This window comes from Streptomyces atratus, assembly GCF_040655115.1.
GTDB classification, from domain to species: Bacteria; Actinomycetota; Actinomycetes; order Streptomycetales; family Streptomycetaceae; genus Streptomyces; species Streptomyces atratus_D.
Genome location: NZ_JBFAJH010000001.1, coordinates 108,621 through 120,528, shown reverse-complemented (window position 1 = coordinate 120,528; position 11,908 = coordinate 108,621). Strand labels below are relative to the sequence as shown.

At 68.6% G+C, this 11,908-nt stretch carries 10 protein-coding genes, 1 pseudogene and 1 riboswitch; of the genes and pseudogenes, 6 read left to right on the top strand and 5 right to left on the bottom strand.

The genetic code is table 11. The features are described from left to right. The first annotated feature begins 49 nt into the window (after positions 1 to 49). The 5 genes from AB0I23_RS00565 to AB0I23_RS00545 all read left to right on the top strand — a co-directional run bounded on the left by AB0I23_RS00565 (position 50) and on the right by AB0I23_RS00545 (position 6,446). Complete coding sequence (locus tag AB0I23_RS00565) at positions 50 to 304, top strand: DUF3311 domain-containing protein (RefSeq protein WP_436846851.1); 255 nt, start codon at positions 50 to 52, stop codon at positions 302 to 304. Continuing rightward, a complete protein-coding gene (gene mctP, locus AB0I23_RS00560; RefSeq protein ID WP_359105399.1) occupies positions 301 to 1,956 on the top strand; it encodes a monocarboxylate uptake permease MctP in 1,656 nt (551 codons plus the stop codon). Before AB0I23_RS00565 ends, mctP begins: the two co-directional genes overlap by 4 nt. Before the next feature lie 258 nt (positions 1,957 to 2,214). Further along, positions 2,215 to 2,715, top strand: coding sequence for a GNAT family N-acetyltransferase (locus AB0I23_RS00555; RefSeq protein ID WP_359105396.1), 501 nt, complete (start codon positions 2,215 to 2,217; stop codon positions 2,713 to 2,715). A gap of 65 nt (positions 2,716 to 2,780) precedes the next feature. Further along, positions 2,781 to 2,880: riboswitch (adenosylcobalamin-variant (AdoCbl-variant) riboswitch) on the top strand. A 156-nt stretch (positions 2,881 to 3,036) separates the two neighbouring features. Further along, positions 3,037 to 5,433, top strand: coding sequence for a ribonucleoside-diphosphate reductase subunit alpha (locus tag AB0I23_RS00550; RefSeq protein WP_359105393.1), 2,397 nt, complete (start codon positions 3,037 to 3,039; stop codon positions 5,431 to 5,433). Then, on the top strand, positions 5,433 to 6,446 hold the full coding sequence (locus AB0I23_RS00545; protein WP_359105390.1) for a ribonucleotide-diphosphate reductase subunit beta: 1,014 nt from the start codon (positions 5,433 to 5,435) through the stop codon (positions 6,444 to 6,446). The genes AB0I23_RS00550 and AB0I23_RS00545 overlap by 1 nt, the downstream gene beginning before the upstream one ends. A gap of 537 nt (positions 6,447 to 6,983) precedes the next feature. Here the strand turns inward: AB0I23_RS00545 and AB0I23_RS41570 are convergent. The 3 genes and pseudogenes from AB0I23_RS41570 to AB0I23_RS00530 all read right to left on the bottom strand — a co-directional run. Then, positions 6,984 to 7,595: pseudogene (locus AB0I23_RS41570) on the bottom strand (IS200/IS605 family accessory protein TnpB-related protein); the annotation flags it as partial. A gap of 134 nt (positions 7,596 to 7,729) precedes the next feature. Beyond that, positions 7,730 to 8,302: an IS607 family transposase gene (locus AB0I23_RS00535; protein ID WP_359105385.1), complete on the bottom strand. Its 573-nt coding sequence runs from the start codon at positions 8,300 to 8,302 to the stop codon at positions 7,730 to 7,732. A gap of 229 nt (positions 8,303 to 8,531) precedes the next feature. Further along, positions 8,532 to 8,732 (bottom strand): hypothetical protein, encoded by a 201-nt coding sequence (locus AB0I23_RS00530; RefSeq protein ID WP_359105383.1) that lies wholly within the window; start codon positions 8,730 to 8,732, stop codon positions 8,532 to 8,534. 81 nt (positions 8,733 to 8,813) lie between these two features. Between AB0I23_RS00530 and AB0I23_RS00525 the strand changes: the two genes are divergently transcribed. Further along, positions 8,814 to 9,788 (top strand): GlxA family transcriptional regulator, encoded by a 975-nt coding sequence (locus AB0I23_RS00525; protein WP_359105380.1) that lies wholly within the window; start codon positions 8,814 to 8,816, stop codon positions 9,786 to 9,788. A gap of 276 nt (positions 9,789 to 10,064) precedes the next feature. Here AB0I23_RS00525 and def read toward each other — a convergent pair whose 3' ends face one another. Next, positions 10,065 to 10,703, bottom strand: coding sequence for a peptide deformylase (gene def, locus AB0I23_RS00520; RefSeq protein ID WP_037689027.1), 639 nt, complete (start codon positions 10,701 to 10,703; stop codon positions 10,065 to 10,067). A 167-nt stretch (positions 10,704 to 10,870) separates the two neighbouring features. Continuing rightward, positions 10,871 to 11,863 carry a tetratricopeptide repeat protein gene (locus AB0I23_RS00515; RefSeq protein WP_037689618.1) on the bottom strand — a complete coding sequence of 331 codons (993 nt, stop codon included), beginning with the start codon at positions 11,861 to 11,863 and terminating at the stop codon, positions 10,871 to 10,873. Positions 11,864 to 11,908: the final 45 nt, after the last annotated feature.

The following is an 11,908-nucleotide window of genomic DNA, read 5'->3' as shown; positions in this document are numbered from 1 at the left end:
ATTTCCTGCGCATGACAAAAGGTGGTCAGCGAGGGAACGGAGTCGCCACATGCCGGAAGAAACAGATACGAAACCACCGACGGTCACACCTATGAGGGTGGTCATCGCCCTCTGCCTCATCGCGCCGTTCGTGGCGATGCTCTGGGTGGGTTCGTACGCGAAGGTGGACCCCACCTTCATCGGTATTCCGTTCTTCTACTGGTACCAGATGGTCTGGGTGCTGATCTCCACGGCGCTCACGATGGTCGCGTACAAGCTCTGGCAGCGTGACCAGCGCGCCCGCAAGGGGGGTGCGTCGGCATGAAGGACGGCGTGAACGGCGTCGCGCTCGGCGTCTTCATCTTCTTCTTCCTGGCCGTCACGGTCATCGGCTTCATGGCCGCGCGCTGGCGCAAGGCCGAGAACGAGGCCAGTCTCGACGAATGGGGCCTGGGTGGCAGGTCGTTCGGCACCTGGGTCACCTGGTTCCTGCTCGGCGGCGACCTTTACACCGCGTACACCTTCGTCGCCGTACCCGCCGCGATCTACGCAGCGGGCGCGGCCGGCTTCTTCGCGGTCCCGTACACCATCCTCGTGTACCCGCTGATCTTCACCTTCCTGCCGCGCCTGTGGTCGGTCTCGCACAAGCACGGGTACGTCACCACCTCGGACTTCGTCCGCGGCCGCTTCGGATCGAAGGGACTGTCGCTGGCGGTCGCCGTCACCGGCATCCTCGCCACGATGCCGTACATCGCGCTCCAGCTCGTCGGCATCCAGGCGGTGCTGGACGTGATGGGCGTCGGCGGCGGCGAGAACACCAACTGGTTCGTCAAGGACCTGCCGTTGCTGATCGCGTTCGCGGTGCTCGCCGCGTACACGTACTCCTCCGGGCTGCGCGCCCCCGCGCTGATCGCGTTCGTCAAGGACGGGCTGATCTACCTGGTCATCGCGGTGGCGATCATCTACATCCCGATCAAGCTGGGCGGCTTCGACGACATCTTCGCCGGGGCGAACGAGAAGTTCTCAGCCGTCAACAAGGCCGCCGGCAAACCGGTGGCAGGCCTCGCGCCCGGGGTATCGCGCCAATGGACGTACGCCACCCTGGCATTGGGTTCGGCGCTCGCGCTCTTCATGTACCCGCACTCGATCACGGCGACGCTCTCCAGCCGCAGCCGCGAGGTGATCCGGCGGAACACCACGATCCTGCCGCTGTACTCGCTGATGCTGGGCCTGCTGGCGTTGCTCGGCTTCATGGCGATCGCCGCCGGAGTCAAGGTGGAGAACGCACAGTTGGCGATCCCGCAGCTGTTCGAGAACATGTTCCCCGACTGGTTCGCCGGGGTGGCGTTCGCCGCGATCGGCATCGGCGCGCTGGTGCCCGCCGCGATCATGTCGATCGCCGCGGCGAACCTCTTCACCCGGAACATCTACAAGGACTTCCTGAAGCCGGACGCGACCCCGGCCCAGGAGACGAAGGTCTCCAAGCTGGTGTCGCTGCTGGTGAAGGTCGGCGCGCTCGCCTTCGTCCTCACCATGGACAAGACGGTCGCGATCAACTTCCAGCTGCTCGGCGGGATCTGGATCCTGCAGACGTTCCCGGCGCTGGTCGGCGGCCTGTTCACCCGGTGGTTCCACCGCTGGGCGCTGCTCGCGGGCTGGGCGGTCGGCATGGTGTACGGGACGCTCGCCGCGTACGGAGTGGCAAGCCCGACCCAGGCGCACTTCGGCGGATCCTCGAAGGAGATCCCGGGGATCGGCGAGATCGGCTACATCGGTCTGACGGCGTTCGTACTGAACGCCGTGGTGACCGTGGTGCTGACGTTCGTCCTGAACGCGATAAAGGCCCCGGCGGGCGTCGACGAGACGTCCCCGGCGGACTACACGGCGGACGCCGGCGATCCGGGCGTCCAGGTGGAACTCCCCTCGGCCAGGCCCGAGTCGAGCCCGTCACCCGACGCGAGCCCGTCCGCCAACTAGGGCGTGTGCGGAAGTCCCGCCGTCCGCCCGAAGGGCGGGCCCGGCGGCGTCCGGTGCGTGCGATCGCACGGCGGAGGGTCGTCCTCGTACCGGACGTACGTGGACGACCCCGACAACGCAGCGAGCGTGCGTGCCAGGCGTCGCCGGGCAGGCGGGACTTCCGACACACGCCCTGGTTCCCTCGCCGGACGGGCTGCACCGGGCCCGTCCGGCACCACCCCACCTCATCCCGCCCCACCCGTACGGCACACTCCCGGCATGGACCTTTCGATCCGCCCGATCGCCCCGGCGGAACACACCGCCCTCGGGCAGATCACCGCCCACGCCTACCTCGACGACGGCCTGCTCGACTTCAGCGCCGACAACCCGTATCTCGAAACACTCCGGGACGTGCCCCGTCGCGTCGCCGAGGCCGACGTGCTCGTCGCCGTCGGTGCCGACGGCACGCTCCTCGGCGGAGTCACGTACGCACCACCCGGCAACCCGTGGGCCGACATCGCCGGCCCCGACGAGGCCGAGTTCCGGATGCTCGCGGTCGCACGGGAGGCACGTGGCCACGGGGCGGGCGAGGCACTCGTGCGGGCCTGTATCGACCGGGCACGGGCCACGGAGGGCGTCGCGCGGCTCGTCCTGTCCACCCAGCCGGCCATGCTCGTCGCCCACCGGATCTACCATCGACTCGGCTTCGTACGCACGCCGGAACGGGACTGGGATCCCGTCGAGGGACTCTCGCTGCTCACCTACAGCCTGAGCCTCTGAACCAATGTGACACAACATGTGGGGGCCGCCTCATCGGGCGGCCCCCACATGTATGCTCGTGCTCGCTGTCGCCGCAGGGAAATCCGGTGCGAATCCGGAACTGTCCCGCAACGGTGTGTTCGGTGCCCTTTTGTGCACCCTGAAAGTCCGAGGACCTGCCGACAGCGCGTCCGGCTCGACCGATCCGGACGCCCAGACGTCCGGGCCTCGCGGATGGGCCGGTGGACGCCGCACGCAGTGCTGCCCTGCTTCTTCGGGCATGCCTCCACGCGGCTGCCCCGCTCCCCCGCCGGCCCCGAGCCGAGCGAGGGAGAGCACCACGTGACCATCGCGCCAGCCGATCCGGCTTCAGTCGCCGAGTCCGCGGGAACCACGAACGACGGACCCGGGACCGCACTGCTGCGGACCCTGACCGACCTCACTGCCGATCTGCCCGACACCGACCCCGGCCGCGTCGCCGCCGCCGCGCTGCGCGGCCGCAACGCCGCGTCGGACGAGGCGGAGTTGCGCGCGCTGGCCACCGAGGCCGCCGCGGGTCTGATCGCCGAGGACCCCGCGTACTCCCGGCTCGCCGCCCGCCTCCTGACCCGCACCATCACGGACGAGGCGGCCGGTCAGGGCGCGCTGTCGTTCTCCGCCTCGGTCGCCGTCGGCCACCGCGAGGGTCTGATCGCGGACCGCACGGCCGCGTTCGTGGCACTCCACGCGGCCCGGCTCGACGCGCTGGTCGAGCAGTCCCTCGCCGACGGCGCCGACGACCGGTTCGGCTACTTCGGGCTGCGGACACTCCACAGCCGCTATCTGCTGCGCCACCCGCTCGCCCGCCAGGTCATCGAGACGCCGCAGCACTTCATGCTGCGCGTCGCCGCCGGTCTCGCCGAGGACGAGTCGGTGCGCGCACTGGACGAGGTCGCCTCGCTGTACGGCCTGATGAGCCGCCTCGACTATCTCCCCTCCTCCCCCACGCTCTTCAACTCCGGCACCCGGCACCCGCAGATGTCCTCCTGCTATCTGCTGGACTCGCCGCGGGACGAGCTCGACTCGATCTACGATCGCTACCACCAGGTGGCGCGGCTCTCCAAGCACGCGGGCGGCATCGGCCTGTCGTACTCCCGGATCCGCGCCCGCGGTTCGCTGATCCGCGGCACCAACGGGCACTCCAACGGCATCGTGCCGTTCCTGAAGACACTCGACGCCTCCGTCGCCGCAGTGAATCAGGGCGGCCGCCGCAAGGGCGCCGCCGCCGTGTACCTGGAGACGTGGCACGCGGACATCGAGGAATTCCTGGAGCTGCGCGACAACACGGGCGAGGACCAGCGGCGTACGCACAACCTCAACCTGGCGCACTGGATCCCGGACGAGTTCATGCGCCGGGTCGACGCGGACGGCGACTGGTCGCTGTTCTCCCCCGCCGACGTGCCGGAACTGGTGGACCTCTGGGGCGACGAGTTCGACGCCGCGTACCGGGCCGCCGAGGCCAAGGGCCTGGCCCGCAAGTCGATGCCCGCGCGTGAGCTGTACGGCCGGATGATGCGGACGCTCGCGCAGACCGGTCAGGGCTGGATGACGTTCAAGGACGCCTCCAACCGGACGGCCAATCAGACGGCCGAGCCGGGTCGCGTCGTCCACTCGTCGAACCTGTGCACCGAGATCCTCGAAGTCACCGACGACGGCGAGACCGCCGTCTGCAACCTCGGTTCGGTCAACCTCGGTTCGTTCGTGGCCGACGGGGACATCGACTGGGAGCGGCTGGACTCCACCGTACGCACCGCCGTGACGTTCCTCGACCGGGTCGTCGACATCAACTTCTACCCGACCGAGCAGGCCGGGCGGTCCAACGCGCGCTGGCGCCCGGTGGGTCTGGGTGCGATGGGGCTCCAGGACGTCTTCTTCCGGCTGCGGCTGCCGTTCGACTCCCCCGAGGCCCGCGCGCTCTCCACGAAGATTTCCGAGCGGATCATGCTCGCCGCGTACGAGGCGTCCTGCGACCTCGCCGAGCGCTCCGGTCCGCTGCCCGCCTGGTCCGAGACGCGCGCCGCCCGCGGTGTGCTGCACCCCGACCACTACGACACCGAGCTGAGCTGGCCGGAGCGCTGGGACGCGCTGCGCGCCCGGATCGCGAAGACCGGCATGCGCAACTCGCTGCTGCTCGCCATCGCGCCGACCGCCACGATCGCCTCGATCGCCGGGGTGTACGAGTGCATCGAGCCGCAGGTCTCCAACCTCTTCAAGCGCGAAACCCTCAGTGGTGAGTTTCTCCAGGTCAACGCCTATCTGGTGAACGAGCTGAAGCAGCTGGGTGTGTGGGACGCGCGGACCCGCGAGGCACTGCGCGAGGCGAGCGGGTCGGTGCAGGGCTTCGCCTGGATCCCGGAGGACGTACGGGCGCTGTACCGCACGGCGTGGGAGATCCCCCAGCGCGGTCTGATCGACATGGCGGCAGCGCGTACGCCGTTCCTGGACCAGAGTCAGTCGCTGAACCTGTTCCTGGAGACGCCGACGATCGGCAAACTTTCCTCGATGTACGCGTACGCCTGGAAGCAGGGGCTGAAGACGACGTACTACCTGCGCTCTCGCCCGGCCACCCGGATCGCCCGGGCTGCGTCCGGCCAGGCCACGGTCGCCGCTGCCCTTCCCGTACAGCAGGCTTCGGCTCCCGACGCGGACGCGATCGCCTGCTCCCTCGAAAACCCCGAGTCCTGCGAGGCCTGCCAGTGATGAGTTCAACCGACAAGAATCTGCTCGACCCGGGCTTCGAACTGACCCTGCGGCCCATGCGCTACCCGGACTTCTACGAGCGCTACCGCGACGCGATCAAGAACACCTGGACGGTCGAGGAGGTCGACCTCCACTCCGACGTCGCCGATCTCGCCAAGCTGACACCGGCCGAGCAGCACATGATCGGCCGGCTCGTCGCGTTCTTCGCGACCGGTGACTCGATCGTCTCCAACAACCTCGTACTGACCCTGTACAAGCACATCAACTCCCCCGAGGCGCGGCTGTATCTGTCGCGGCAGCTCTTCGAGGAGGCCGTGCACGTCCAGTTCTATCTGACGCTGCTGGACACGTATCTGCCGAACCCGGAGGACCGTGCGGCGGCGTTCGACGCGGTCGAGGAGATCCCCTCGATCCGCGAGAAAGCACAGTTCTGCTTCACGTGGATGGATTCGGTCGAGAAGATCGAACGGCTGGAGACGAAGGCCGACCGCCGCCGCTTCCTGCTGAACCTGATCTGCTTTGCGGCGTGCATCGAGGGGCTGTTCTTCTACGGCGCGTTCGCGTACGTGTACTGGTTCCGCTCGCGCGGTCTGCTGCACGGTCTCGCCACGGGGACGAATTGGGTCTTCCGGGACGAAACTTGCCACATGAGCTTCGCCTTCGAGGTGGTCGACACGGTCCGCAAGGAGGAGCCCGACCTCTTCGACGAGGAGCTGGAGAAGGACATCTCCGCGATGCTCGAGGAAGCGGTCGCAGCTGAGCTCCAGTTCGGCCGCGACCTCTGCGGTGACGGCCTGCCTGGAATGAATACCGACTCCATGCGGCAGTACTTGGAGTGCGTGGCCGACGAGCGCCTCCGTCGGCTCGGTCTCGCTCCGGTCTATGGATCGTCGAACCCCTTCTCGTTCATGGAGTTGCAGGGTGTCCAGGAGTTGACGAACTTCTTTGAGCGCCGTCCATCGGCGTACCAGGTGGCCGTCGAGGGCAAGGTCGACTTCGACGAGGACTTCTGATCGCACCATCTGGTCGGCTGTCCTTCGCAATATCTCGGAGGACAGCCCGCCGGGATCAGTCGTCGCCCCGGAGTACCACTTCGATGAACGCGGGATCGAAGGGTGCGTTCCGAGGGCGCCCCTTGGGCAGAGGATGGACCACTATCTCCGGCTGGAGCGCGCATAGGAAACGATCGGCGTGCGCTGACCCAACCACTGGTCGAATTCGCATCCCAGCGTCAGTGCTTCAGCAAGACCGGGATGGGGTTCCCAGTGCGAGTTCGCCATTACGTACCGTTCCTAAAAACTGAGCGGGGGTGAGTCCTGTTGCCAGGGCCCGTGCTCAGTCGCGTGTCCCGAACGGTGTTGGACACGCTGGTTCCCCGCTGTGACCGCACGGCCGGTCGCCGCCCTCGGGGGGCCGGTTCCGTTCCGTGTCCGGCGGAGTCCCTCACGCCCCCGGGTGCCCGGTTCGGCCTGGACGTTCCGATGCCCGTCACCATCGCTCTTGTGGTGACGGGGCGGTTTCGTCCGTCGCCGGATCGGGTGCCCGAGGGCGACGTACCGGCCTCGTGGCGCGTTCGCCAGGTGCTCCAGCGGCTTGGGCAGCTTGATGCTGACCTCGCCGTCGGGGGTGACGCGGATCGTCTCGTTCCCGAACCGCTTCCCCGACTCCCCGTCCGCGCTCAGGAACCAGCGAGCCGCCTCCCAACGGTCCCGCCATCCGGCCTCGGTGAGCCCGGCGGCGGCGAGGTTGTGCCGGTTGCGGGCGAGCTTCTTCCCGCCGCGCACGACGTGCACCGGCCCGGTCGCGATGTCATCCTCCACGGCCGCGAGACCGGCGTGGAGGATGTTCAGGCGGCGGGACTTGTGGAACCACTCGCCCTGCGACCGGTACCCGCCCGGCTTCCCCTTGGTGCCCTTTTCCCCGACAGGGAGGGACAGACGGTGCAGGAGCATGCGGATGCCGTCGTGGAGCGTGTCCCGGCAGGCGAACTGGCCGCGACGGGCGAGAGCGTACTGGTCGTGGGTGCCCTTGGTGACCGCGCCCGCCCACCGGGACGACGACTGAGCCGTCAGACCCTGCTTACGGCCCGCCCATGTGTCCTTGTTCCGCTCGAAGCCGGCCCGGGAGTACAGGGCGAGGTCAGCGGCGGCGAGACCGCCCATGTGGGCGCCGATCAGCCGGATGACCTTGTCATCGGCAGGCGCGAGGTCCTTGAGGCGGGTGCGGATCGCGACACCCGTCGCGTCCTGGACCACGAACGGGTCCCGGATCGGACGGAACGGCTTCTTGCGCTCGCTCACTCCGCAGCCGCCTCAAGCGCTTTCTGCGCGCGGTTCCTCGCCGAGCGGCGGCCGTACAGACGGGCGCAGAACGAGGTCAACACCTCGGTCATGTCGCGGACCAGGTCATCCTCGACCTCACCCTCGTCAAGAATGACCAATCGGCGACCGTGCGCGGCCAGCGCGACCTCGACGAGCTCGACGTTCATCCGGCCCAGGCGGTCCTTGTGCTCGACGACCACCGTCATCACCGACGGGTCGGCCAGCAGACGGCGGACCTTGGCCCGCGAGCCGTTCATGCCCGAGGCGACCTCGGACTCGACGCGCACGACCCGGTGTCCGGCCTTCGCCGCCCACTCCACCAGCCGAGTGGTCTGCCGTTCCAGATCGGCTTTCTGGTCGTGGGAGGAGACCCGGGCATACAGACCCACACCACCGACGACACCGACGGCCTGGTTGACCTCGACGTTCACCAGGATCGTGCGCGGACCCACCCGCATTGCAGGCACCGGCATCGTTCCCTCACGGAACCAACGGCGCGCGGTCTGCGGATGAATGCCCTGAGCCTTCGCCCACTCGGTCAGATTCACAAAACCGACCGTAGAGACGTATCACTCGTGATCGCTAATAAATGCTCATTCTTCAATAGAACGAGTGCAGTTCACACCCCCACAGACACGTGCCATCGTTCGACTCGCAGTCATATGAACGACGGCTCGGCTTGGAGGTAACGCTGTGCGATACCCGAATCTCCCTCGGGCACCCATGACCCCGAGAAGGTTCGCCGGGGCGAGCCCGTCCGGCGCTTGAGGTACCGGGCTAGATCCTCGCCCAGCCCCGCACGTACGGGTGCCGCTCAACGGCTGCGGCCTGCGTTCCCCGCGGCTTCGCCCGCCGCCCCCGTTCCGCGTCCCGCAGTCGGCGGTCGATCCGGCGCTCCCTTGCGATCCCGACCAGGGTGGGCAGGAGGACGAGAGCGAAAAGTACGGCTATGCCCAGGAGGTTCATGAATGTGTTCATGTCTCTACTGTCGTCCGTGCGGTCGAAATTCGGCAGTGGCAGGACTGTCACACAGCATCGAATTACTGCCACACTGGCTTCATGCTGAAGAATGTCGCCGCTCTCCTGCTGGACGAGGTCCACCCCTTCGAACTCGGCGTGCTGTGCGAGGTGTTCGGCCTCGACCGCAGCGACGAGGGCCTGCCGGTCCACGATTTCGCGGTGGTCTCCGCGGAAGGCCCGGTGCTGCAGACCCATGCCGGGTTCACCATCAGCACACCGCACGGTCTCGACCGGCTGGAGGAGGCCGACCTCGTCGCCGTACCGGCCGGCAGCCACTTCATGGACCGTGAGTACCCCGAGGAGGTCCTGGACGCCCTGCGTCGGGCGGTGGACCGCGGCGCCCGCGTGCTGAGCGTCTGCTCCGGTGCGTACGTCCTCGGCGCGGCCGGGCTGCTGGACGGCCGCCGCTGCACGACCCACTGGCGCCACACCACCGAGCTGGCCCGCCGCTTCCCGCGGGCCGTCGTCGAGCCCGACGTGCTGTACGTGGACGAGGGGCCGGTCATCACCTCGGCGGGCACCGCCGCCGGGATCGACGCCTGTCTGCATCTGGTCCGTCAGGCACACGGCCCCGATGTCGCCAACGCCATCGCCCGCCGGATGGTGGTCCCGCCGCACCGCGACGGCGGCCAGGCGCAGTACATCAAGCGCCCGCTGCCCCGCACCGCGTGCGACACGGTCGGCGGGACGCTCACCTGGATGGAGCGCCATCTCGACCAGGAGATGACCGTCGAACAGCTCGCCGCCCAGGCGCACATGTCCCCGCGCACCTTCGCGCGCCGGTTCCAGCAGGAGACGGGCACCACCCCGTACCGCTGGTTGCTGCGCCAGCGGGTCCTGTTGGCACAGCACCTGCTGGAGACCTCCGATGAAACAATGGATACGATCGCCGGCCGCACCGGTTTCGGAAATGCGGCCGCGCTGCGCCATCAGTTCGTCAAGTCGTTGGGAACCACTCCGAATGCCTACCGCCGCACGTTCCGCGGCCCGGTAGCCGTCTCCGAAGCTGCCTGATACGCGGGGCCCTTCCTGGCAGCCGTCGGCCTGCGCGGTGCCCGAGGTGAGCACCGACCCGCCCGCGAAAGCCATGGTCATGACAAGACTGATCTTACGATACGTCTGAGCATGGCGGGCTCCCTACCGCGAGGAAGGTATGGAGGCAGAGCCTGTCGGACCGGTCGCCGCGCGTCAACCAGGCCCGGAAAAAGGGCAGTTGAAGACCGGCGAGGGTGCGGGGGAACGCAGACGGGCCCGGCCTCCCACGCGGGGAGACCGGGCCCGCCGAAGGTTCTAGTCGTTCGGCACGATCTCGTAGCGCGGCGTGTTCTCCGCCATCTGCCGCAGCGCGTCCTTGCGGTCCCGCTTCGAGAGCCGGTCGATGTACAGGTAGCCGTACAGGTGGTCCGTCTCGTGCTGCAGGCAGCGCGCGAAGTAGCCGTTGCCGCGAATCCTGACCGGGTTGCCCTTGGCGTCCTGGCCGCGCACCACCGCGTAGTCCGGGCGGGCCAGCGAGGCGTACGCGGTCGGGACGGAGAGGCAGCCCTCGTTGGAGTCGTCGAGGATGCGCTCCTCCGGCGGCAGCTCTTCGAGCACGGGGTTGCAGACGGCGCCCACGTGCCGCACACCGTCGTCGTCCTGGCAGTCGTAGACGAAGACCTTGAGGTCCACGCCGATCTGGTTGGCGGCCAGGCCCACACCCTCCGCCGTCCGCTGGCTGGCGAACATGTCGTCGATCAGCCGGCCCAGCTCGTCACCGAACTCGGTGACGTCCTTGCACTCCTTGTGGAGCACCGGGTTGCCCACGACCGTGATCGGACGAGAGGTCCCGCGCTCGCGGTACGCCGCCTCACGCGCCTCACAGTCCTCGGTGTCCACGACGAAGCCTTCGTCGTCGACGCTGATCTGCTCGTCCGTCTCCTGCTGCGCCATGTCCGCCGTACGCCTTCCTCAAAACCCGAATCGATGCCCGTACAGCGTAACGGCCTCCCTCACGGCAGGGAGCGGACTCCCGACGCCCTTGGACTCCGCCTGACGCCGCTCGCTGATCCACTCCCTGTCACGGGGGGCCGTTCCATCCGGGGCCGCGGACGCACGGCTCAGCAGACTTCTTCGAGATCCCGCCACTCACGGCTGTCCGGGCTGTCCGCCACCCAGCCGTCCAGCAGTCCGCGCACCAGCCCGGCCGGTGCGGCTATCCCGCACTCGCGCTCCGGCACCCACAGGTCTCCGGCGGTGCGGTGGCCGAGCGGACCCGGATGGCCCGGCTCGCTGTGGTCGTGCGGGTCGAGATGCTCGCCGTCGCCCTCGTCGCTCTCCATCCGGCTCTCGGAACAGGCCCGGCAGAGCAGCCGTACGGATGACGACCAGTCCTCGGCGGCGAAACCGGCATCGGACGCCAGCTGCTCCAGAGCATCCCGGTCCGCCTCCGTGGCGGCTTCGAGGAGCACCACCCAGGTGGGTACGGGGGACGGCGCCCAGAGCTCGATCTCGTCGAACACGGGGTACGAGGGACCGGCCGCGGTGACCCGCTCGCCGTGTGGCACCCCGTCGTGCAGCACGACCTCTCCCCAGCGTCGCCCGGAGGAGGGCAGGGGGATCGACAGCACTTCCATCCGGGCTGGATCCAGCCTGCGGCCCCAGACGACCTCGGCCTCGCCCTCGGGCGACAGCCGCACGGCCGCGCTGCCCAGCTCCATGCCGACCGGCTCGCTGTTGGCCGCCGCGGTGTGCTGGCCGGCGCCGGGCACCTTCAGGCCGTACGCCTGCCAGGCGCGGCGGGCCAGGGGCCAGTCCTGCAGGGCGGTGGCGGCGATCCCGACGTTCCACCAGTCAGGGGCGCCGGACTCCTTGTCGAGCAGCGCGACGGCGCGCAGCCCGGCCGCTCTCGCCTGCTCCCAGTCATGCCGGAATTTGTGCAGGAGCGCCAGGTTGAACCATGACTCGGAAAGCCAGGGTTCCAGGTCCGCCGCCCGTGTCAGCAGTGCGCCCGCGTCCTCGTACCGGCCGTCGCCGATCAGCGTGAACGCGCGGTCCGTGGCCTGCCGCCAAGAGGCGGAGGGCCGATGCCGTACCTTCCCGAAGATCCTCACGATTCCCGCCTGTCCCGACTGGACACCTTCGTTCTTGCGCTCTCC